The 19625-nt window shown below is 70.1% G+C and carries 26 protein-coding genes and 1 pseudogene; 11 read left to right on the top strand and 16 right to left on the bottom strand.

Annotation, left to right across the window (positions count from 1 at the left end; genetic code table 11):
* Positions 1–41 precede the first annotated feature (41 nt).
* Entirely contained in the window at positions 42–1067 is a 1026-nt protein-coding gene (locus ACFY1L_RS39645) for a DUF4097 domain-containing protein (RefSeq protein WP_388835913.1), read from the top strand.
* A gap of 1 nt (position 1068) precedes the next feature.
* Positions 1069–2127, top strand: a complete 1059-nt coding sequence (locus ACFY1L_RS39640) for a helix-turn-helix transcriptional regulator (protein ID WP_388835910.1) — start codon at positions 1069–1071, stop codon at positions 2125–2127.
* Positions 2128–2147: 20 nt separating this feature from the next.
* Here ACFY1L_RS39640 and ACFY1L_RS39635 read toward each other — a convergent pair whose 3' ends face one another.
* From ACFY1L_RS39635 to ACFY1L_RS39620, 4 genes are all read right to left on the bottom strand, one after another.
* Positions 2148–2714, bottom strand: a complete 567-nt coding sequence (locus ACFY1L_RS39635) for a Clp protease N-terminal domain-containing protein (protein ID WP_388835907.1) — start codon at positions 2712–2714, stop codon at positions 2148–2150.
* Positions 2714–2923, bottom strand: coding sequence for a helix-turn-helix domain-containing protein (locus ACFY1L_RS39630; protein WP_016437953.1), 210 nt, complete (start codon positions 2921–2923; stop codon positions 2714–2716). Before ACFY1L_RS39630 ends, ACFY1L_RS39635 begins: the two co-directional genes overlap by 1 nt.
* Before the next feature lie 127 nt (positions 2924–3050).
* Positions 3051–4016, bottom strand: coding sequence for a zinc-binding dehydrogenase (locus tag ACFY1L_RS39625; RefSeq protein WP_388835904.1), 966 nt, complete (start codon positions 4014–4016; stop codon positions 3051–3053).
* Positions 4017–4297: 281 nt separating this feature from the next.
* Positions 4298–5518 (bottom strand): NADP-dependent malic enzyme, encoded by a 1221-nt coding sequence (locus ACFY1L_RS39620; RefSeq protein WP_388835901.1) that lies wholly within the window; start codon positions 5516–5518, stop codon positions 4298–4300.
* 570 nt (positions 5519–6088) lie between these two features.
* Between ACFY1L_RS39620 and ACFY1L_RS39615 the strand changes: the two genes are divergently transcribed.
* The 3 genes from ACFY1L_RS39615 to ACFY1L_RS39605 are packed head-to-tail and all read left to right on the top strand — an operon-like array spanning position 6089 to position 8819.
* Positions 6089–7045 (top strand): ABC transporter substrate-binding protein, encoded by a 957-nt coding sequence (locus ACFY1L_RS39615; RefSeq protein WP_388835898.1) that lies wholly within the window; start codon positions 6089–6091, stop codon positions 7043–7045.
* Between the two features lie 32 nt (positions 7046–7077).
* Positions 7078–8016, top strand: coding sequence for an amino acid ABC transporter permease (locus ACFY1L_RS39610; protein WP_388835895.1), 939 nt, complete (start codon positions 7078–7080; stop codon positions 8014–8016).
* Positions 8013–8819 carry an amino acid ABC transporter ATP-binding protein gene (locus ACFY1L_RS39605; protein ID WP_388835892.1) on the top strand — a complete coding sequence of 269 codons (807 nt, stop codon included), beginning with the start codon at positions 8013–8015 and terminating at the stop codon, positions 8817–8819. The genes ACFY1L_RS39610 and ACFY1L_RS39605 overlap by 4 nt, the downstream gene beginning before the upstream one ends.
* 69 nt (positions 8820–8888) lie before the next feature.
* Here ACFY1L_RS39605 and ACFY1L_RS39600 read toward each other — a convergent pair whose 3' ends face one another.
* Complete coding sequence (locus ACFY1L_RS39600; protein WP_388835889.1) at positions 8889–9647, bottom strand: class I SAM-dependent methyltransferase; 759 nt, start codon at positions 9645–9647, stop codon at positions 8889–8891.
* Between the two features lie 100 nt (positions 9648–9747).
* Between ACFY1L_RS39600 and ACFY1L_RS39595 the strand changes: the two genes are divergently transcribed.
* A complete protein-coding gene (locus tag ACFY1L_RS39595) occupies positions 9748–10377 on the top strand; it encodes a CGNR zinc finger domain-containing protein (RefSeq protein ID WP_388835886.1) in 630 nt (209 codons plus the stop codon).
* Here ACFY1L_RS39595 and sodX read toward each other — a convergent pair.
* Entirely contained in the window at positions 10281–10715 is a 435-nt protein-coding gene (gene sodX / locus ACFY1L_RS39590) for a nickel-type superoxide dismutase maturation protease (protein ID WP_388836315.1), read from the bottom strand. The two genes, ACFY1L_RS39595 and sodX, sit on opposite strands and share 97 nt — an antisense overlap.
* A 145-nt stretch (positions 10716–10860) precedes the next feature.
* On the opposite strand from sodX, the gene sodN reads away from it, so the two are divergent.
* Positions 10861–11256 carry a superoxide dismutase, Ni gene (sodN, locus tag ACFY1L_RS39585; RefSeq protein WP_023546844.1) on the top strand — a complete coding sequence of 132 codons (396 nt, stop codon included), beginning with the start codon at positions 10861–10863 and terminating at the stop codon, positions 11254–11256.
* 189 nt (positions 11257–11445) lie between these two features.
* The gene (locus ACFY1L_RS39580) at positions 11446–12288 is read left to right on the top strand and encodes a patatin-like phospholipase family protein (RefSeq protein ID WP_388835882.1); all 843 of its coding nucleotides are present in this window, start codon (positions 11446–11448) and stop codon (positions 12286–12288) included.
* A gap of 28 nt (positions 12289–12316) precedes the next feature.
* Here ACFY1L_RS39580 and ppk2 read toward each other — a convergent pair whose 3' ends face one another.
* From ppk2 to ACFY1L_RS39565, 3 genes are read right to left on the bottom strand one after another with little or no spacing between them, the layout of a single operon-like run.
* Entirely contained in the window at positions 12317–13219 is a 903-nt protein-coding gene (ppk2, locus tag ACFY1L_RS39575) for a polyphosphate kinase 2 (protein WP_388835880.1), read from the bottom strand.
* Between the two features lie 19 nt (positions 13220–13238).
* Positions 13239–13472, bottom strand: a complete 234-nt coding sequence (locus tag ACFY1L_RS39570) for a hypothetical protein (RefSeq protein WP_388835877.1) — start codon at positions 13470–13472, stop codon at positions 13239–13241.
* A gap of 19 nt (positions 13473–13491) precedes the next feature.
* On the bottom strand, positions 13492–14646 hold the full coding sequence (locus tag ACFY1L_RS39565; protein WP_388835874.1) for an anion permease: 1155 nt from the start codon (positions 14644–14646) through the stop codon (positions 13492–13494).
* Positions 14647–14748: 102 nt separating this feature from the next.
* Between ACFY1L_RS39565 and ACFY1L_RS39560 the strand changes: the two genes are divergently transcribed.
* The 3 genes from ACFY1L_RS39560 to ACFY1L_RS39550 are packed head-to-tail and all read left to right on the top strand — an operon-like array spanning position 14749 to position 16325.
* The gene (locus ACFY1L_RS39560) at positions 14749–15141 is read left to right on the top strand and encodes a helix-turn-helix transcriptional regulator (RefSeq protein ID WP_361264983.1); all 393 of its coding nucleotides are present in this window, start codon (positions 14749–14751) and stop codon (positions 15139–15141) included.
* 27 nt (positions 15142–15168) lie between these two features.
* Complete coding sequence (locus ACFY1L_RS39555) at positions 15169–15582, top strand: VOC family protein (protein ID WP_361264554.1); 414 nt, start codon at positions 15169–15171, stop codon at positions 15580–15582.
* Positions 15579–16325 (top strand): VOC family protein, encoded by a 747-nt coding sequence (locus ACFY1L_RS39550; protein WP_388835870.1) that lies wholly within the window; start codon positions 15579–15581, stop codon positions 16323–16325. The genes ACFY1L_RS39555 and ACFY1L_RS39550 overlap by 4 nt, the downstream gene beginning before the upstream one ends.
* On the opposite strand, the gene ACFY1L_RS39545 is transcribed toward ACFY1L_RS39550, so the two are convergent.
* The 7 genes and pseudogenes from ACFY1L_RS39545 to ACFY1L_RS39515 all read right to left on the bottom strand — a co-directional run bounded on the left by ACFY1L_RS39545 (position 16312) and on the right by ACFY1L_RS39515 (position 19567).
* Complete coding sequence (locus ACFY1L_RS39545; protein ID WP_388835867.1) at positions 16312–16563, bottom strand: hypothetical protein; 252 nt, start codon at positions 16561–16563, stop codon at positions 16312–16314. The two genes, ACFY1L_RS39550 and ACFY1L_RS39545, sit on opposite strands and share 14 nt — an antisense overlap.
* Entirely contained in the window at positions 16560–16880 is a 321-nt protein-coding gene (locus tag ACFY1L_RS39540) for a DUF952 domain-containing protein (protein ID WP_388835865.1), read from the bottom strand. The genes ACFY1L_RS39545 and ACFY1L_RS39540 overlap by 4 nt, the downstream gene beginning before the upstream one ends.
* Before the next feature lie 9 nt (positions 16881–16889).
* Positions 16890–18095 (bottom strand): RNA polymerase sigma factor, encoded by a 1206-nt coding sequence (locus ACFY1L_RS39535; RefSeq protein WP_388835862.1) that lies wholly within the window; start codon positions 18093–18095, stop codon positions 16890–16892.
* 7 nt (positions 18096–18102) lie between these two features.
* Positions 18103–18516, bottom strand: a complete 414-nt coding sequence (locus tag ACFY1L_RS39530; RefSeq protein WP_388835858.1) for a YciI family protein — start codon at positions 18514–18516, stop codon at positions 18103–18105.
* A 132-nt stretch (positions 18517–18648) separates the two neighbouring features.
* Positions 18649–18858, bottom strand: a complete 210-nt coding sequence (locus ACFY1L_RS39525) for a hypothetical protein (protein ID WP_388835855.1) — start codon at positions 18856–18858, stop codon at positions 18649–18651.
* A gap of 18 nt (positions 18859–18876) precedes the next feature.
* Positions 18877–18966, bottom strand: a pseudogene (locus tag ACFY1L_RS39520) (dihydrofolate reductase); the annotation flags it as partial.
* Between the two features lie 4 nt (positions 18967–18970).
* Positions 18971–19567, bottom strand: coding sequence for a GNAT family N-acetyltransferase (locus ACFY1L_RS39515; protein WP_388836312.1), 597 nt, complete (start codon positions 19565–19567; stop codon positions 18971–18973).
* Positions 19568–19625 lie beyond the last annotated feature (58 nt).

Here is a 19625-nt window from a genome sequence, read left to right as displayed (position 1 = left end):
GGAGACGCGATATGGCGCGTTGCGACGGGGAGGTCTGCACCATGTCCGAGTGGTCCGTCACGGAACCGAGGAAGCTCACGTTCGACGAGCCCGTGCGCGAGCTCCACGTACGCATCGTCAACGGAACGGTGAACGTGGTGGGGACGGACGAAGGTTCCGCCCGCCTGGAGGTGACCCGGATCGAGGGACCCCCCTTGGCCGTGTCCCAGCAGGGCGGCACGCTCACAGTGGCGTACGACGACCTGCCCTGGAAGGGCTTCCTCAAGTGGCTCGACCGCAAGGGCTGGCGCCGCAGCGCCGTCGTCTCCCTCGCCGTCCCGGCCGACACCCGCGTCGAGGTGGGCGTGGTCGGCGCCGCGGCCGTTGTCTCCGGAGTCGACGGGCGCACCGAGGTGAAGGGCGTCACCGGGGACACCACCCTGGTGGGGCTCACCGGCCCGGTCCGCGCCGACACCGTTTCGGGGAACCTGGAGGCCCAGGCCCTCCGCGGAGACCTGCGCTTCAACTCCGTCTCGGGCGATCTGACCGTCGTCGAGGCGGGCTCGTCCGTCAAGGCGGACTCGGTGAGCGGCTCGATGATCGTCGACCTCGATCCCGCGAGCCGCCCGACCGACATCAGCCTGACGAGCGTCTCGGGCGAGATCGCCATCCGGCTGCCCCACCCGGCGGACGCGGAGGTGGAGGCGAACACCGCGAGCGGCACGGTCTCCAACGCCTTCGAGGACCTGCGGGTCAGCGGCCAGTGGGGCGCCAAGCGGATCACCGGCCGGCTCGGCGCGGGCAACGGCAACCTGAAGGCGACGACCGTCTCGGGCTCCATCGCCCTGCTGCGCCGCCCACTGGCCGAGGACGAGCCCTGGGACGTGGATCCGGAGGACATCGGCCCGGAGGACATACGGCAGGAGGACATCCGTCCGGCGACCCCGGACGCGGCGGCGGAGGCCGACCCGACGAGCACCCCGGCGGCCGAACCACACAGCGACTCGGGGGACAATTCCGTTTCCGGTGGGGGCGACAGCGCGAGCAGCGCCCCGGCCGACGGCACGACCGACAAGAAGGTGCTCTGACATGCCTCCCGTCTTCGCCCACGGCCGCCTCCGCCTCTACCTGCTGAAGCTGCTGGACGAGGCCCCGCGTCACGGCTACGAGGTGATCCGCCTCCTGGAAGAGCGCTTCCAGGGGCTGTACGCCCCCTCGGCCGGCACCGTCTACCCCCGCCTGGCCAAGCTGGAGGCCGAGGGCCTGGTCACCCACACCACCGAGGGCGGCCGCAAGGTGTACGCCATCACGGACGCAGGCCGCGCCGAACTGGCCGACCGCAGCGGCGAGCTGGCCGACCTGGAGCTGGAGATCCGCGAGTCCGTCGCGGAGCTCGCCGCCGAGATCCGGGCCGATGTGCGCGGCGCGGCGGGCGATCTGCGGCGCGAGATGCGGGCGGCGGCCACCGAGGCCCGGCACGGCTCCGGAGCCAAGGTGCGCGGCGAACAGACAGGCGCTCTGGGGGACTTCGGGGAGTATGCCGACAAGGAGTCGTGGCGGGTCGCCAAGGAGGAGATGCGACGCGTCAAGCAGGAGTGGAAGGAGCAGGCCCGGCGCGCCAAGGACGAGAGCCGCCGGGCCCGCGAGGAGGCCCAGCGGGCCAGGCGCCAGGCCAAGGAGGCGCAGGAGCGGGCCCGGGCCCAGGCACAGGAGGAGCTGCAGCGCATCGCCAAGCGGGTCCAGGATCAGGTGCAGGACCATTTCGCGCGGGGCGACTGGCCGACGGGCGTGCGGGAAGGCCTGACCGAACTGGCCAAGGAGTTCGGCGACTTCGGGAAGGACTTCGGCAAGGAGTTCGGGAAGGACTTCGGATTCGGCCGGGGCAGCAGCGGTACGGCGGCACCGCAGCCCGACTACTCGCACACCCCGGAGGACTTCCCCGCCAAGTACGAACCGGCCTGGGCGCACGAGGCCCCCAGCGGCGACGCTGCCCGCGACCTCGACCGCCTGCTCGACCGCTTCCGGGACGACATCCGCGACGCGGCCCGGGACCACGGGGTCACGGACGACCAACTCCGCGACGCCCGCCGCCACTTGTCGACGGCGGCGGCACACATCGGGGCGATACTGCGGGCGCCGAGGGTCTGAGGGGCCCCGGCCTGCGCCGCCTAGCCCGCCTTCGCCTCTCCCCCGCCGTACAGGACGCGGATCAGCGACTCGTACGTCACCCCGTGGTCGGCGAGGACCTCGGCGGCGACGCCCGGGCGGAGGGTCAGGGCCAGGAGGAGGTGCTCGTCGCCGATGTGGCGGTCGCCGCGGGACACGGCGGTGCGCAGGGACTGTTCCAGGATGCTCTTGGCGGCCCGGCTGAAGGTGCGGCGCCCGGTCCACCAGCCCTTGTCCTTGCGGTCGCCGGACATCGCCCCGACGCCGTGCACCTCCTCGACCCGGGCGACGATCTCCGAGACGTCGATCCCCAGTCCGGCCAGCGCATCGGCGTCGGCCCTGGAAAGGCCGGCATGCCGCCGAGCCTCGACCACGGCCTCCCGCACCGACTCCTTGCGCCCGCCGGCCAGCCCGAGCGAGGCCAGCGCGAACGAGGCGCGGCTCGCCTCGCGGTCGAGCACCGCCAGCAGCAGGTGCTCGGCGTCCACGGACTGCGCCCCGGACCGTTCCACATGCCCCACCGCGCCCTGCACCACCGCGCGGGCGTCCTGCGTGAACCGCTCGAACATCAATGCCTCCCGTACTTCTTGTGCACGGCCTGCCTGCTGACTCCTAGTTCCGCGGCGATCTCCTGCCACGACCAGCCCTGATTGCGCGCACTGCGCACCTGCACCGCCTCCAGCTGCTCCAGCAGCCTGCGCAGCGCGGCGACGGCGCGCAGTCCGACCCGCGGATCGCGGTCGCCCGCGCGCTCGGCGAGATCCGTTGCTTCGGTCATGATGTCAACTTACGTTGACACGAAGAGGAGTGTCAACCACGGTTGACAAGAGTGGTCGTGCGGAAACGCGAACGGCGGGCCCGGGGAACCGAGCCCGCCGCACGGCGAAAGGAGCAGTCAGAAACCGTCAGTCGTTGGTGAGCACGATCTTGCCGAACTGCTCCCCGGACGCCATCCGTTGGAAGCCCTCGCGGGCCCGGTCCATCGGCAGCACCTCGTCGATGACGGGGCGTACACCGGTGGCGGCGCAGAAGGAGAGCAGGTCCTCGAGTTCGTCCTTGGTGCCCATCGTGGAGCCGACGACCTTGAGTTCGAGGAAGAAGATGCGGGTCAGTTCGGCGTGCGAGGGGCGATCGCCGCTCGTGGCACCGGAGATGACCAGTGTGCCGCCGGGGCGCAGGGACTTGATCGAGTGCGACCACGTCGCCGCGCCGACGGTCTCGATGACGGCGTCGACGCGCTGCGGCAGCCGCGCCCCCGATTCCACCGCCTCGACGGCACCGAGTTCGACGGCCCGCTTCCGCTTGGCCTCGTCACGGCTGGTGGCGAAGACACGCAGCCCCGCCGCCTTGCCGAGCACGATCGCGGCCGTGGCGACCCCGCCACCGGCGCCCTGCACGAGGACCGAGTCGCCGGGCCGTACACCCGCGTTGGTGAAGAGCATGCGGTACGCCGTCAGCCAGGCGGTCGGCAGACAGGCGGCCTCCGCGAAGGAGAGCTCCTTGGGCTTGGGCAGGATGTTCCAGGTCGGGACGGCGACCTGCTCGGCGAAGGTGCCCTGGTAGTGCTCGGTGAGGATGGACCGGGGCTCCTTGGGCCCCACGCCGTGACCGCTCTGCCCGATCACGGAGTGCAGGACGACCTCGTTGCCGTCCTCGTCGACACCGGCGGCGTCGCAACCGAGGATCATCGGCAGTTTGTCCTCGGACAGGCCCACGCCCCTGAGAGACCAGAGGTCGTGGTGGTTGAGGGAGGCGGCCTTGACGTTGACGGTGCTCCAGCCGGGACGGGCCTCGGGAGCCGGACGGTCCCCCAACTCGAGGCCGTCGAGGGGCTGGTCGCGGTCGATTCGAGCGGCGTAGACGGCGAACATGACCTTGACGATAGGCGGCGACTCGAGCCGACGGAACCACGAGGCCCTGTGACACACGCCCTCTTGTCACCGGCCACATGCCGATGCCAGTCAGCACCGATCAGCCGTCCGGCGTTTGAGGACGAGGCCTTTCGGGCCGAAGGGGGTCTGGGGGCTGCGCCCCCAGGGCCGCAACCCCCACCCACGGGCAACGTCCGCCTCTCAACCACCCGAACGGGCGGGCGAGCGGGTAAAGAAATGGCCCCGCCCAAACGGACGGGGCCATTCAGCCGACGCACACGTCAGCGCCGAGCAACACCCTCCGCACGCGCGGCCGCCGCAACAGCCGCCGTCACCGCCGGAGCAACCCGCTCATCGAACGGCGACGGAATCACGTAGTCCGCGGCAAGGTCGTCCCCGACAACCCCCGCCAGCGCCTCGGCCGCCGCGATCTTCATGCCCTCGGTGATCCGGGACGCCCGCACCTGCAGCGCACCCGCGAAGATGCCCGGGAACGCCAGCACGTTGTTGATCTGGTTCGGGAAGTCGGACCGCCCGGTGGCCACGACGGCCGCGTACTTGTGCGCGACGTCGGGGTGGACCTCGGGGTTCGGGTTGGCCATGGCGAACACGAACGCGCCCTCGGCCATCGAGGCGACGGCCTCCTCCGCGACCGTACCGCCGGAGACGCCGATGAAGACGTCCGCACCCTCCAGAGCCGCCTCCAGCGACCCCGTGATGCCGGCCTTGTTGGTGAAGGAGGCGAGCTCCCGCTTGACGTCCGTCAGGTCGTCCCGGTCGGCCGACACGATGCCCTTGCGGTCCGCGACGGCGACGTCACCGATGCCGGCCTCGACCAGCATCTTGGCGATGGCGACACCGGCCGCACCCGCGCCGGAGATGACGGCCCGCAGATCCGCGATCGACCGCCCGCTGAGCCGCGCGGCGTTCCGCAGGGCCGCCAGCGTCACGACGGCCGTACCGTGCTGGTCGTCGTGGAAGACCGGGATGTCGAGCCGCTCCTGCAGCTTCCGCTCGATCTCGAAGCACCGCGGTGCCGAGATGTCCTCCAGATTGACGCCGCCGAAGGACGGCGCGAGCCGCACCACGGTCTCGATGATCTCGTCGACGCCCGTGCAGTCGAGCGCGATCGGGACGGCGTCGACGCCGCCGAACTGCTTGAACAGAATCGCCTTGCCCTCCATCACCGGGAGGGAGGCTTCGGGGCCGATGTCCCCGAGTCCGAGCACCGCCGTGCCGTCGGTGACCACGGCCACGACGGACGACTTCCACGTGTAGTCGTGGACGAGTTCCGGCTGCTCGGCGATCGCGCTGCACACCTTCGCGACGCCGGGCGTGTACGCCAGGGACAGGTCGTCCTTGTCACGGACCGGCACGGTGGCCTGCACGGCCATCTTGCCGCCGCGGTGCAGCGCGAACGCCGGATCGAAGGAATCGAGGGGCTCGGCCCCGTCCTGATCCGTATTGCTGTCGCTGCGAGGATTGACGATCTCCGCTGCCACTTTGTTTTACCCCTTAAGTCTTCATTGGTTGAGGGTGGCCACTCCTGGTGAGGGGTGGGCGGGACCGCGCATGCCCGATCTGTTGATGCGTACGGGTCATACGCGACGGGCGCGCCGCACACGCGCCCCGAGCCCCGGATGAGGGGTGTAAAGAACCTTCTTACCGGACGGACCGCACGAGGACGAGTCCATTAAGTGCAAGGTCACATCCCGGGGCCCGAAGGTCACGTCTCGGTGACAACAAATCGTCACGAAATATGGGGACACGTCCTCGACGATCGCCTGACCAGCACTCAAACAGTGATCAACACCTCGGAGCCCTGGTCCGTATCATGAGATGTACCGAAGATCTTCCGGCCGGAACGGATGATTCCCGTAGATGGTCCGGACATGTTGTACCGAAGTGGTGCGGTTCGGGGGTCGCCCGTTATCCGATTTTGACATCACGGGTCCCCTGAACGGCTCAGTCCGAATGGCAAGATGCCGTAAACCCACGAGGTCGCGACACCCGAAGGTGTGTGTTCTCGTCGACCCATCGGCAACTCCACCCATCCGCCGGAGGAACCCAAAATGACCGCAAGCTCCACCCGTCGTACGACCGCCGCGCACCACCGTTTGGCAGCGGTCGGTGCGATCGCGGTCGCAGGCGCGCTGATCCTCACCGGTTGCGGTGACCAGACGAAGGACAAGGACACCGGCGGCAGCGCATCCGCGAGCACGGCGCCGCTGGCCGGCAAGCTGCCGGCGTCGATCCGGGACAAGGGCGTCGTCAAGGTCGGTTCCGACATCGCGTACGCGCCGGTCGAGTTCAAGGACAGCTCCGGCCAGACGGTCGGCATCGACCCCGACCTCGCGGCCGCCATGGGCAAGCAGCTCGGCGTGAAGTTCGAGTTCGAGAACGGTACCTTCGACACCCTGATCACGGGTCTGCGCTCCAAGCGGTACGACATCGCCATGTCCGCGATGACCGACACCAAGGACCGCCAGGAGGGCATCGACTCCGAGACCGGCAAGAAGGTCGGCGAGGGCGTCGACTTCGTCGACTACTTCAACGCCGGTGTCTCGATCTACACCAAGAAGGGCAACGACCAGGGCATCAAGAGCTGGTCCGACCTGTGCGGCAAGAAGATCGCGGTGCAGCGCGGCACGGTCTCCGAGGACCTCGCCAAGGCCGAGGCCAAGAAGTGCCCGAGCGGCAAGAAGCTGGCCATCGAGTCCTTCGACAACGACCAGCAGGCCCAGACCCGCGTCCGCGCGGGCGGTGCCCAGGCAGGCTCCTCCGACTTCCCGGTCGCCGCCTACGCCGTGAAGACCTCCGGCGGCGGCAAGGACTTCCAGATCGTCGGCGACCAGGTCGAGGCCGCCCCGTACGGCATCGCGGTCGCCAAGAGCAACACCCAGCTGCGGGACGCCCTGCAGGCCGCGCTCGACGCGGTCATCAAGAACGGCGAGTACGACAAGATCATCCAGAAGTGGGGCGTCGCCGACGGCGCCGTCAAGGAAGCCACCGTCAACGGCGGCAAGTGACCGCGGTCCGCGGCCACTGAAAGGCAATTCCCGTGACTGCTGACATCGAAAAGACGGCGGGTCCCGAGGACACTCCCCCGGCCGGACCGGAGGCCATCAAGGCCATCCCGGTCCGGCACTACGGGCGGTACGTCTCCGCCGTGATCGCGATCGGGGTCCTGGTCGCGATCATCTACGCGTTCGCCCAGGGCAAGATCAACTGGGGTGCCGTTCCGGACTACTTCTTCGACCACCGCATCCTCAAGGGCGTCGGCCAGACGATGCTCCTGACGGTGGTGTCGATGGTGATCGGCATCGCCGGCGGCATCCTGCTCGCCGTCATGCGCCTGTCGAAGAACCCGGTGACCTCGTCCATCGCGTGGTTCTACATCTGGTTCTTCCGCGGTACCCCGGTCCTGGTCCAGCTGTTCGTCTGGTTCAACCTGGGTCTGGTCTTCGAGTACATCAACCTCGGTCCGATCTACAAGAACTACTGGTCGGACTTCATGACGCCGTTCCTGACGGCGCTGCTCGGCCTCGGCCTGAACGAGGCCGCGTACATGGCGGAGATCTGCCGTGCCGGTCTGCTCTCGGTCGACGAAGGGCAGACGGAGGCGTCGCACGCCCTCGGCATGAGCCACGGCAAGACCCTGCGGCGCATCGTCATCCCGCAGGCCATGCGCGTGATCGTGCCGCCCACGGGCAACGAGGTCATCAACATGCTGAAGACCACCTCGCTGGTCTCGGCGGTGCAGTACTACGAGCTCCTGCGCTACGCCCAGGACATCGGCCAGACCTCCGGCGCCCCGGTGGAGATGCTGTTCCTGGCCGCCGCCTGGTACCTGATCCTCACCTCGGTCCTCAGCGTCGGGCAGTACTACATCGAGCGGTACTACGCGCGCGGCTCGAGCCGCGCGCTGCCGCCGACGCCTTTGCAGCGGATCAAGGCCAACCTCGTGCCCCTGTTCAACCGGAAGGGGGTCACGGCATGACAGACAAGCTCAGCAAGTCGGACACGACCGTGCGCGACTCCAGCATCCCGATGGTCAAGGCCGAGGGTGTCCACAAGTCCTTCGGCCCCCTCGAGGTCCTCCAGGGCATCGACCTGGAGGTGAGGTCCGGCGAGGTCTTCTGTCTCATCGGCCCTTCGGGCTCCGGCAAGTCGACCTTCCTGCGGTGCATCAACCACCTGGAGAAGATCAACGCCGGGCGGCTGTACGTCGACGGGGAGCTGGTCGGCTACCGCCAGAAGGGCGACAAGCTGTACGAGCTCAAGGACAACGAGGTCTCGCTGAAGCGCCGCGACATCGGCATGGTCTTCCAGCGCTTCAACCTGTTCCCGCACATGACCGCGCTGGAGAACATCATCGAGGCGCCGGTCCAGGTCAAGGGCAAGAACAAGGCCGAAGCGCGAGAGCGCGCACGGCAGCTCCTGGACCGGGTCGGCCTCGCCGACAAGGCCGACAGCTACCCCTCGCAGCTCTCCGGCGGCCAGCAGCAGCGCGTCGCCATCGCCCGGGCCCTCGCCATGGACCCGAAGCTGATGCTCTTCGACGAGCCGACCTCGGCGCTCGACCCGGAGCTGGTCGGCGACGTCCTCGACGTCATGCGCGACCTGGCCGAGTCCGGTATGACGATGATCGTCGTCACCCACGAGATGGGCTTCGCCCGCGAAGTCGGCGACAGCCTGGTCTTCATGGACGGCGGCGTGGTGGTCGAGTCCGGCCACCCGCGCGACGTCCTGACGAACCCTCAGCACGAGCGGACGCAGTCGTTCCTGTCGAAGGTTCTGTAAGCGATTCGACGGCCAGGGGCGGTACGGGATTCCCGTACCGCCCCTTCCTCATGGGCCGTTGACAGGCCGTTACTTGAGCGCCAGCAACAACGTGTCCGACGGCGAGCACCAAACCGCCCGAGCCTCCCCGAACCCCTTCTCCCGCAGTACCCGCGCATGCCAGGCCGCGGACGGCATGTCCCCGTCCGCATGCTCCCCGTAGATCTCGTAGCGGCGGGCGGTCGGCCCGGCGAGGGCCGGGTCCTCGGCGGCCACCTGCCACCACTCCGCCCAGTCCAGCGCCCCGTCCCGCTTGGCCTGATCCATGCGGGTGTGCCGCTGTGCACGCTCGGCCGCGTTGATCCGTGGCGTCGCGTCGTCGATCATGTGGTCCGCGTTCATGAAGACACCGCCGTCGCGGACGAGTTCCGCGACCTGACCGTATAGAGCCGCGAGGGGTTCGCTGTGCAGCCAGTGCAGGGCCGTGGCGGTGAGGACGGCGTCGTAGGAGTCGTACGGCAGTTTCGCCCGCCACTCGGCGTCCTTGAGGTCGGCCTCGACGAAGGCGACCCGGTCGTCGCCCTCGAAGGTGCCCTGGGCGATGGCGAGCAGCGCGGGGTCGAGGTCGACTCCGGTGCTCGTCGCCTCCGGGAAACGGGCGAGCAGCCGGGCCGTGATGCTGCCGGTGCCGCAAGCGAGGTCCAGGACGCGCGGGGCGGTGCCGACGAGCGCCTCGACCATGTCCAGCATGATCCGGAAGCGTTCCTCCCGGTCCGGCATGTACCACTCCTGCTGCCGGTCCCAGCTCTCCTGCCAGGCCTGCCAGTCGGTTCCGGCCGTGATGGTCATGGAGTCCCCTTTTCTCCGCGCCCGCGTAATACCCTGGGAGGACAGGCAGTCGTTACCTGCTCCCGCACACGACCATAGAGCGCATGCGTAAGGACTACAAGTGGAACTGGCCTATTACTCGGACTACGCCGTACGACTCGTCAACAGCGAGGAACCGGCCCGGGGCAAGGACTTGCTGACCTCCGTCGAGGCCGTCCGCGACCTGTTCGGCGGCAACCAGTCGGCGGCCCGGCGCGCCACCGACGCCGACGTCACCCGCTTCCGCTCGGTCCGGGCCCGGCTGCGGGCCGTCTTCGAGGCGGCGGACAAGGGCGACGAGACGCTCGCGGTGGACCTGCTGAACTCTCTGCTGCTGGAGTTCCCGGTGAGCCCGCAGATCTCCGGGCACGACTTCCGGGACGACGACGGCCGCCCGCTGTGGCACATGCACCTGGCGGACCACCCGTCGAACGCGACCGCCGGCTACGCGGCCATCGCCGCGATGGGCCTGGCGTTCCACCTCACGGAGTACGGCGTCGACCGTCTGGGCCTGTGCGAGGCGCCCCCGTGCCGCAACGCCTACCTGGACACCTCGACCAACCGCTCCCGGCGCTACTGCTCCGACCGGTGCGCGACCCGCGCCAACGTGGCCGCCTACCGTGCCCGCAAGCGCCTGGAGGCCGACCGGTCGGACAGGACGGGCCTGGCGGCCGACAGCGCCCAGCGCGCGACCGCGAACGGCGAGCGCTGATCCGGCCGCAGCGGCCGGTAGCGGAAGCGCACCTTGCCCAGGACCAGGTCCTCCGGGACGGTCCCGTAGTCCGTGCTGTCACCGCCCGCGTAGGCGTTGTCGCCGAGCACCCACCAGCCGCCCTCGCGGCGCTCCGCCGCACGCTTGACGACCAGCAGGTCCTGCTGGAAGGGATGGCGCAGGACGACGACGTCACCCGGGCGGATCCGGGCGCCGTACTGGACCACGAGACGGTCCCCGTGGTGGAGCGTGGGCACCATGGACGGCCCGGTCACCTCGGCCGCCCCGAAGGGCAGCAGAGCCCTCCCGCGCTCGATGTCCTGCGACAGCTCCGGCATCCCCGGCACCTCCCCGGTCCGTTCCTCCACCAGTCTCAGTCTGACCCTGGACTTTTGTCCTAAGCCCATGGGGGCACTCGCGAAATCGCCTCTCCCAGGGAGTAATGTCGCACCTGAGAAGACGATCACGAGGAAGGAATGCTCCATGCTTTCCCGCCTGTTTGCCCCCAAGGTCAAGGTCAGCGCACACTGCGACCTGCCCTGCGGTGTGTACGACCCGGCCCAGGCCCGCATCGAGGCGGAGTCGGTGAAGGCCGTCCAGGAAAAGATGGCCGGCAACGACGACCCGCACTTCCAGGCTCGCGCCACCGTCATCAAGGAGCAGCGCGCCGAGCTCGCGAAGCACCACGTCTCCGTGCTCTGGAGCGACTACTTCAAGCCCCCGCACTTCGAGAAGTACCCGGAGCTGCACCAGCTGGTCAACGACGCCCTGAAGGCCCTCTCGGCCGCCAAGGCGTCCACCGACCCGGCCACGGGCCAGAAGGCTCTGGACTACATCGCCCAGATCGACAAGATCTTCTGGGAGACCAAGAAGGCCTGACGAACGCCCCGTTCGCGAGAAGGTTCGCGGGGACCGGCGATCGGTGCACCATCGCGGGTCCGAGGGTTTCCCGAAGGGGTCCGACCGGGTTGCCGGGCGGGCCCCTTCGGCGTTCCCGCAGCGGGAATACCGCCGCCCGGCGGCGACTTGGCAGTGATGTTGCACCGTGGTCGAGCACTGGGGGCGGGGATGAAGGACGGGCGCGCGCTGGTCATCGGTGGGGGCGGGGTGGCGGGCATCGCCTGGGCGACGGGCGTGCTGGCGGGGCTCGCCGACGGCGGGGTCGACGTCACCGACGCGGACTTCCTGCTCGGCACCTCGGCCGGGTCCGTCGTGGCCGCGCAGATCGGCAGCGGTACGGCGCTGTCCGCACTGTTGCGGGCCCAGGTGGACCCCGCGCTGCAGAAGGAGGAGCTGAAGCCGCGGGAGGGTGCCCTCGCCGCCGTCTTCGAGTTCGCCGAGAAGCTGAACGCCGAGGTCACCGACCCGGTGGAACGGCTGCGCCGGATGGGCGAGATGGCGCTGGCCGCCGAGACGGTGGCCGAGGCCGAGCGGCGTCCCGTCATCGAGGGGCGGCTGCCGTCCCACAGCTGGCCGGAGCGCGCGCTGGCCGTGGTCGCCGTGAACGCCGCCACCGGTGAGACCCGGCTCTTCGACCGCGCCGCCGGTGTCGGCCTGGTGGACGCCGTGGCCGCGAGCTGCGCCATCCCCGGTGTCTGGCCGGCCACGACGATCGGCGCCGACCGCTACATCGACGGCGGCATCCGTTCCCTCACCAACCTCGATCTCGCGGCGGACCACGCCCGTACGCTCGTCGTCGCCCCGATGCCCGACCCGGTGCTGGAGGCCGACGCGGCCGCGATCGCCGGGCGCGGGGGGCTCGTCGAGGTCGTCGTCCCCGACGAGGAGTCCCTCGCCGCCTTCGGGCCGGACCCGCTGTCCCCGGCGAGCAGGACACCGGCCGGCAACGCCGGTTTCGCCCAAGGGCGGGCGGCGGCACAGACGGTGGCCGCCCTGTGGAACAAGCCGTAGTCCTCCACAGAGCGGCCGCACGACGTGCCTAGTGGCCGCCGTGATCGTCCTCCCCTGCCTCCAGCAGGCCCGCCGCGGCGCCCACGATCCGTGGGTCCGGGCTGCCGACGACCTCCTCGTCCTTGTCGGCGTAGTCGAAGCGGGCCAGGACGCTGCGCATGGCCTCGACGCGGGCCCGCTTCTTGTCGTTGCTCTTCACCACCGTCCAGGGCGCGTGCTCGGTGTCCGTCTCGCGGAACATGGCGACCTTGGCCCTGGTGTAGTCGTCCCAGCGGTCGAGGGAGGCCAGGTCCATCGGGCTGAGCTTCCACTGCCGTACGGGATCGACCTGACGGATGGTGAAGCGGGTGCGCTGTTCGCCCTGGGAGACCGAGAACCAGAACTTGATCAGCTCGACGCCGTCGTCCGCGAGCATCCGCTCGAACAGCGGGGCCTGGCGCATGAAGCGCCGGTACTCGTCGTCCGAGCAGAAGCCCATCACGCGCTCCACGCCGGCCCGGTTGTACCAGGAGCGGTCGAACAGCACGATCTCGCCCGCGGTCGGCAGGTGTTCGACGTAGCGCTGGAAGTACCACTGGCCGCTCTCGCGCTCCGTCGGCTTCTCCAGCGCCACCACCCGGGCGCCGCGCGGGTTGAGGTGCTCGGTGAAGCGCTTGATGGTGCCGCCTTTGCCAGCCGCGTCCCGCCCCTCGAAGACTACGACGAGCCGGCGCCCGGTCTCCTTGATCCAGCTCTGCAGCTTCAGCAGCTCGATCTGCTGGAGCCGCTTGTGCCAGTCGTACTCCTTGCGCTCCATGCGGTGCGCGTACGGGTAGTTCTCCCGCCAGGTGTCGATCGGGGAGCCGTCCGGGCGGATGAGGACCGGGTCGTCGGGGTCGGTGTAGTCGACCTTCAGCGCGGCCAGTTCGGCCAGCAGAGGCGGCGTCGTCATTCCGTTGTCCTTCCGGTGCTCAGTGGAACTGCGGAACGATCAGATAGATCCCGTACGCCACCACGGCCGCGCATGCGAGGAAGCACAGCCCGGCCTGCGCCATGCCCAGGGACGAGGTGCCGTCGCCGCCCTCCTTCGCCCCCTCGAAGCGGGCGAGGCCGAGGACCCCGAGGGCGAAGACGACGACCACGGCCACGGTGACGCCGATGCTCACCGCGGTGACCTCGCCCAGTGCGTTCCAGTCGAGACTCATGCTACGAAACTCCCTGTGCTCAGGCGGCCGTGCCGACGCTGGCCGGCGGTGCGGTGCGGATGGTGACCTCGTGGCCCTCGTTGACGTTGTGCGCGTGCACCGGGTTGCGGCGCGAGACGACGACGATGCCCGCGGCGACCGCGGCGCCGACCAGCGCGACGACGATCGTGCCGAGGTTGCCGCCGTGCTTGACCACGCTCGCGGAGACACCGCCGACCAGCGCGGCCGCCGGCAGCGTGATCAGCCAGGCGGCGACCATGCGGCCCGCGACGCCCCAGCGGACCTCCGCGAGGCGCCGGCCGAGGCCCGCGCCGAGGATGGAGCCCGAGGCGACCTGCGTGGTGGACAGGGCGAAGCCCAGGTGCGCGGAGGTGAGGATGACCGTCGTGGAGGCCGTCTCGGCGGCGAAGCCCTGCGGGGACTGGATCTCGGTCAGGCCCTTGCCCATGGTGCGGATGATCCGCCAGCCGCCGATGTAGGTGCCGAGGCCGATGGCCAGACCGGCCGACGCGATCACCCACACCGGCGGGCCGGCGTCGTGGCCGAGCGCGCCCGCGGAGATCAGTGTCAGCGTGATGATGCCCATGGTCTTCTGCGCGTCGTTGGTGCCGTGCGCGAGCGAGACCAGCGAGGCCGAGGCGATCTGGCCGAGCCTGAAGCCCTTGGTGACGGAGTCCTTGCGGGCGCGGGCGGTGAGCTTGTAGGCGAGGTAGGTGGCGATCAGGGCCGCGACGCCGGCCACGACCGGCGAGGCCACCGCCGGGATCAGCACCTTCTCGACAACCTTGTCGAAGTGCACGCCGTTGGAACCCGCACCGACCCAGACGGCGCCGATCAGCCCGCCGAACAGGGCGTGCGAGGAGCTCGAGGGCAGTCCGACCAGCCAGGTCAGCAGATTCCACAGGATCGCCCCGACCAGCCCGGCGAAGATCATTCCCGGACTGACGAGCGTGTCGTCGACGATGCCGCCCGAGATCGTCTTGGCGACTTCCGTCGACAGGAAGGCCCCGACGATGTTGAGGACTCCGCTGATGAGCACCGCCGTTCTGGGCTTGAGGGCGCCGGTGGCGATGGAGGTGGCCATCGCATTCGCGGTGTCGTGGAATCCGTTGGTGAAGTCGAAGGCCAGGGCCGTGACGATGACGACCGCCACGAGGAACGTGATGTGGTCCATTGCCCCATGGGAACAAGCGCTTTCATACGGCAGGCGAACTGAAGGCAAAGCGAACGTCAGGAGGAGGCGCCCGGCCGGTGAGGATCGTGCGATCCTGACATGGTGAATCGTGAGGATCTGGTACGCCTGCGACAGGCACGCGACCGTATGGACCGCGAGTACGCCGAACCCCTCGATGTAGCCGCCCTCGCGAGCACCGCCCTGATGTCGCCGGGCCACTTCCAGCGCAGCTTCCGCGCCGCCTACGGCGAGACCCCCTACGGCTACCTCATGACCCGCCGGATCGAGCGCGCCAAGACACTGCTGCGCCGCGGGGACCTCACGGTCACCGAGGTCTGCATGGCGGTCGGCTGTACGTCCCTCGGCTCCTTCAGCGCCCGCTTCACCGAGCTGGTGGGCGAGACGCCGAGCTCCTACCGGGCCCGCTCGCACGAGGAGAGCGCGGAGATCCCGCCCTGCGTGGCACGGGCGTACACGCGCCCGAGACGGACGTGACGCCGGAATTGACCTTAGGTTGGACCCATGGACCTGAAACTGCACAACTGTTTCATCGCCGTCGACGACCACGACAAGGCTGTCACCTTCTACTGCGACGTCCTGGGCCTGGAGATCCGCAACGACGTCAAGTACGAGGGAATGCGGTGGGTGACCGTCGGGTCGCCGCTGCAACCGGACGTGTCGATCGTCCTGGAGCCGCCCGCGGCGAACCCGGATCTCTCCCCGGCCGACCGCGAGGCGATGGAGCAGCTGCTGGCCAAGGGCATGCTGCGCGGGGTCAACTTCACCACCGAGGACTGCGACGCCCTCTTCGCCCGCGTCCGGGAATCCGGCGCCGAGGTGATCCAGGAACCGACGGACATGCCGTACGGAGTGCGTGACTGCGCGTTCCGGGACCCGGCGGGGAACATGTTGCGGTTCATGGAGCGGAAGGGATGAGCCGACAGGTCCTGTGGACCTACGCGTTCATGGACCGGCCGTACGAACTCTTCGGGTCCGCCTGCGAGTTCTGGACGGCCGTCACGGACACGCGGCTTTCCGAACTCCGCGGCGAGAACAAGGAGTTCACGACCCTCCTGCCCGACGGTGCCGACGCCTGCGTCAAGGTGCAGGGAGTCTCCTCGGGTCCTGGCGGTGCACATCTCGACTTCCCCGTGGACGACGTACGGGAATTCGTACGGTCGGCGCTGCGGCTCGGGGCGGAGACGGTCGCCGAGCACGGGACGTGGGCCGTACTGCGGTCGCCCGCAGGGCAGTTGTTCTGCACCATGCCGTGGCGCGGTCAGGTGACGCGGCCACCCGTCGTGCACGGCAGCCGCCTCGACCAGGTCTGCATCGACCTCGCACCTTCCGCCTACGACGCCGAAGTCGCCTTCTGGGGCGGCCTGTTGCCGGGGTGGCACTCCCGGCCGGGCTCGCTCCCCGAGTTCCACGTGGTGGAGCCGCCGCCCGGCCTCCCGGTCCGCATCCTCCTCCAACGGCTCGGCGAGGAACGGGAGACGACCGCCCACCTGGACCTCGCCTGCGCCGACATCGAGGCGACCCGCGCCCATCACGAGCGGCTCGGTGCCGAGTTCGTCGCCCGGCACTCCGGCTGGACGGTGCTGCGGGACCCGGCGGGCGGCACGTACTGCCTGACGGGGCGGGATCCGGAGACGGGCGGACGGGTCAGCCGACCTTGACCGCGCAGGCGAAGTAGAACGGTTCGTCGGTGGGGGTGGGAGTCGGGATCGGGCACTCCGTGCTCTCGTACCGCCCGGCCGACGGGGACGGGCTCGGGTCCGCGTTCTCCCAGCGGGCCGGCGGCCGCGGCTCCGTCGAGTCCTGCAGCCACAGCGTGAGCAGCCCCCCGACGGCCACCGCGACCGCCCACACCGTCACGGCCCACCGCCACACCCGGCGGCGCGGTAAACCGCTCACGCCGGCCACCGCTCCACGTCGACCACGGCGGCCACCGGGATCGGCCCGTACACGTGCGGGAACTCGTCCCCGCCGGGCTTGTTGGACTCGTACTTCAGCGGGGCGTTCAGGCGGTCCGGGTCGATGACCAGGACCACCAGGTCGTCCAGGCCGTCGAAGAAACGGCCGGCGGTCCCCGGGAGCTGAGTGCGGGTCGAGCAGTGGATGAAGCCCTCCTCCTGGAGGGTGCGGCCGCGGGTCGAGATCTCGTACGTGCCCTTTGCGCGGGCGGCGTCCCAGAGGGCGCGTTCGGTGATGTGCAGGATGTGATCGGCCATGGGGGCAGGTTACGGCCTCAGCCGTGCCGCCCGCCCCTGCAAATAGCGCTGCTCGGGGAGGCTCAGGGTCTTCGCGGCCGCCGCCTCGTAGGCGGTCCGGGCCTCGTCATGGGCGCCGGCGCGCTCCAGGAGGTGGCCCCGGACCGCGTCGAGCCGGTGGCCCAACTCCGGCTCCAGCAGGGCGAGTTCCGCAAGGCCCGCCTCCGGTCCGTCGACCATGGCGAGGGCCACGGCCCGGTTGAGGCGCTCGACGGGGCCGGGGACCCGGCGGACCAGCACCTCGTACAGGCCGAGGATCTCCTGCCAGTCGGTGGCCTCCGCGGACGGCGCCTCGTCGTGTACGGCGGCGATCGCGGCCCGCAGTTGGTACGGGCCCGCACAGCCCCGCGCGAGCGCCCGGGTGACCAGCGCCACGCCCTCCTCGATCGCGGCCTTGTCCCAGCGGTCGCGGTCCTGTTCGTCGAGGGGCACGAGCTCGCCGTGCGGACCGGTGCGCGCGTCGCGGCGGGCATCGGTGAGCAGCATCAGGGCCAGCAGTCCCGCCACCTCGCCGTCGTCGGGGAGCAGGCGCTGGACGGCACGGGTCAGGCGGATCGCCTCTCCGGCCAGGTCACGGCGCTGCAGGCTGGTACCGGACGTCGCCGTGTAGCCCTCGTTGAAGATCAGGTAGAGCGTGTGCAGGACGGCCGGCAGACGCTGCTCCCAGTTGTCCGGGCGCCCGAAGCGCACCCCCCGCACCTTCTGCTTGGCCCGGCTGATGCGCTGCGCCATCGTCGCCTCGGGGACCAGGTACGCCCGGGCGATCTCGGCCGTCGTCAGACCGCCGACGGCGCGCAGGGTCAGCGCGATCTGCGCGGGCGGGGTGAGGTCGGGGTGGCAGCACAGGAAGAGGAGCGTGAGCGTGTCGTCCTCGCGGGGCGCGCGATCGGGCCCGGACGCCAGACGCGAGGTGAGCGCCGCGGCCTTCTCCTCCCGCGCCCGCCGGGCCTCCTCGGACCGCAGCGCGTCGGTCAGCCGCCGCGAGGCCACTCTGATCAGCCAGCCGCGCGGGTTGTCCGGAACCCCGGCCGAGGGCCACTGCCCGGCCGCGGCGAGCAGCGCCTCCTGTACGGCGTCCTCGGCGGCGTCGAAGTGGCCGTACCGCCTGACCAGCGCACCGAGGACCTGCGGCGCGTGCAGGCGCAGCAGGTCCTCGGTCTCGGCGGCGGGGCCCACAGGGTGCTCAGACGTCCGCGGAAGGGTCGCCGATGGGCCGGATCACCACGGGGTAGTTGGTGGCCCCGGCGGGCTGGGGGCACTGGAGGATGCGCTCGGCGATCTCCGTGACGCGCTCCAGGCTCGCGCAGTCCAGGACCCAGTAGCCGGCCAGCAGCTCCTTGGTCTCGCTGTACGGACCGTCGGTGATCACGGGCTTGCCGTCGTCGCCCAGACCGACCAGCCGGGCCTTCGCCGGCTCGGTCAGGCCCTGTCCGTCGAGCATCTCGCCGGTCTCGGCGAGGTCGTCGTTGAGGGCGCCCATGAAGGCGTACATGGCCTGGACGTCCTCCTGGCTCCAGGCCGGGGAGGTCGCGTTGGCCGTGCCCTGCATGCCCTCGTAGTCCGCCTGCGTGCACTGCACCATGACCAGGTACTTCATGACTTGGCTCCTTCGGCTCTCACCGCCCTCGATGAGCGGCTCTCACGGGGGACGTCGGAGCCGGGCCGGGATTCTCGACACCGGATTCGGGGAAATTTCGACGCGGGCTCAATGATCTTCCCGGCGCGGGGTTCAGGATTTCTGCGCGGGCGTCTCGCCGGGCTCCTCGTCCGGCGCGGTCACGTCGGGCGCGGCGCCCTCGGGGACGTACGCCTCGCACTGTGGGTTGTGGCAGGGGCCCGCCACCCACAGCGGGACCCACGCGCCCAGGGTCTTGTGGCGCTTGACGACCGTTTCCACGGGCTGTCCGCAGGCCGGACAGACGTGTTCTGAGCTGTCCATGCCCTCAGCGTAGGCCGGTCATCGCCTGCGCGCGTACGTACGGACCAGAACGCCGTTGCCGAAGGTGCGCACCGACTCCGGCGCGAAGTCGGTCATGGCGAAGCCGGAGCGCCTAGTGCGTGCGCGGTTCGCGCCACATCGGCCAGATCCGCGGGCCGTCGGGGAGGTCGAGGGGGGTGCCGGTGAGCTCGAAGCCGAGGCGCTCGTACAGCGCGCGGCTGCGGGCGTTGCTGGCCTCCAGATAGGCGGGCACTTGCTCGCGGTCGCAGCGGTCGAGGACGTGCTGGACGAGCGCGGTGCCGAGCCCCTCGCCCTGGCGGTCGGGCGTGACGGCGATCATCCACAGGTACTCGTGGGCGCGCCCGACGGGGTGGATGCCCGCGGTCAGCCGGCCGATCAGCTCGACGCGCTCGTTCTCCGGATCCACGGCGGCCCGCAGCTGGGCGGGCCCGTCGTCGTCGGCGTCGTGCTCCTCGGCGGGCACCGACAACCACAGCGCACACGCGGTGCCGTCCTCGGTGACATCGATACGGCCCTCGGCGAGCACGATCTCCGTGAAAGCGGCCATCAGCCTGTGGTGGGTCGTACGGCGGTACTCGTCGCCCGGAAAGACCCAGCCGCTGACCGGATCGTCCTGGAAGGCCTCGTCCAGCAGCCGCACGACCAGCTCCCGGTCGCCCTCGTCCGCCGTCCGGATCGCCACGCCCATGTGCCGCCCTCTCATCTCAACCGACCTCGGTTGTGCGGCTGTTGAGCCTATACGGGGG

Source organism: Streptomyces sp. NPDC001663 (assembly GCF_042893105.1).
Taxonomy (GTDB): Bacteria; Actinomycetota; Actinomycetes; order Streptomycetales; family Streptomycetaceae; genus Streptomyces.
This window is presented reverse-complemented; position numbering and strand designations above follow the sequence as displayed.

Excerpts from the sequence above, each read along its gene's own strand:
- ACFY1L_RS39645 (WP_388835913.1), top strand. The coding sequence starts at position 42 with ATGTCCGAGTGGTCCGTCACGGAACCGAGGAAGCTCACGTTCGACGAG.
- ACFY1L_RS39640 (WP_388835910.1), top strand. The coding sequence starts at position 1,069 with ATGCCTCCCGTCTTCGCCCACGGCCGCCTCCGCCTCTACCTGCTGAAG.
- ACFY1L_RS39635 (WP_388835907.1), bottom strand. The coding sequence starts at position 2,714 with ATGTTCGAGCGGTTCACGCAGGACGCCCGCGCGGTGGTGCAGGGCGCG.
- ACFY1L_RS39630 (WP_016437953.1), bottom strand. The coding sequence starts at position 2,923 with ATGACCGAAGCAACGGATCTCGCCGAGCGCGCGGGCGACCGCGATCCG.
- ACFY1L_RS39625 (WP_388835904.1), bottom strand. The coding sequence starts at position 4,016 with ATGTTCGCCGTCTACGCCGCTCGAATCGACCGCGACCAGCCCCTCGAC.
- ACFY1L_RS39615 (WP_388835898.1), top strand. The coding sequence starts at position 6,089 with ATGACCGCAAGCTCCACCCGTCGTACGACCGCCGCGCACCACCGTTTG.
- ACFY1L_RS39605 (WP_388835892.1), top strand. The coding sequence starts at position 8,013 with ATGACAGACAAGCTCAGCAAGTCGGACACGACCGTGCGCGACTCCAGC.
- ACFY1L_RS39600 (WP_388835889.1), bottom strand. The coding sequence starts at position 9,647 with ATGACCATCACGGCCGGAACCGACTGGCAGGCCTGGCAGGAGAGCTGG.
- sodX (WP_388836315.1), bottom strand. The coding sequence starts at position 10,715 with ATGCCGGAGCTGTCGCAGGACATCGAGCGCGGGAGGGCTCTGCTGCCC.
- sodN (WP_023546844.1), top strand. The coding sequence starts at position 10,861 with ATGCTTTCCCGCCTGTTTGCCCCCAAGGTCAAGGTCAGCGCACACTGC.
- ACFY1L_RS39580 (WP_388835882.1), top strand. The coding sequence starts at position 11,446 with ATGAAGGACGGGCGCGCGCTGGTCATCGGTGGGGGCGGGGTGGCGGGC.
- ppk2 (WP_388835880.1), bottom strand. The coding sequence starts at position 13,219 with ATGACGACGCCGCCTCTGCTGGCCGAACTGGCCGCGCTGAAGGTCGAC.
- ACFY1L_RS39570 (WP_388835877.1), bottom strand. The coding sequence starts at position 13,472 with ATGAGTCTCGACTGGAACGCACTGGGCGAGGTCACCGCGGTGAGCATC.
- ACFY1L_RS39565 (WP_388835874.1), bottom strand. The coding sequence starts at position 14,646 with ATGGACCACATCACGTTCCTCGTGGCGGTCGTCATCGTCACGGCCCTG.
- ACFY1L_RS39555 (WP_361264554.1), top strand. The coding sequence starts at position 15,169 with ATGGACCTGAAACTGCACAACTGTTTCATCGCCGTCGACGACCACGAC.
- ACFY1L_RS39550 (WP_388835870.1), top strand. The coding sequence starts at position 15,579 with ATGAGCCGACAGGTCCTGTGGACCTACGCGTTCATGGACCGGCCGTAC.
- ACFY1L_RS39540 (WP_388835865.1), bottom strand. The coding sequence starts at position 16,880 with ATGGCCGATCACATCCTGCACATCACCGAACGCGCCCTCTGGGACGCC.
- ACFY1L_RS39530 (WP_388835858.1), bottom strand. The coding sequence starts at position 18,516 with ATGAAGTACCTGGTCATGGTGCAGTGCACGCAGGCGGACTACGAGGGC.
- ACFY1L_RS39525 (WP_388835855.1), bottom strand. The coding sequence starts at position 18,858 with ATGGACAGCTCAGAACACGTCTGTCCGGCCTGCGGACAGCCCGTGGAA.
- ACFY1L_RS39515 (WP_388836312.1), bottom strand. The coding sequence starts at position 19,567 with ATGGGCGTGGCGATCCGGACGGCGGACGAGGGCGACCGGGAGCTGGTC.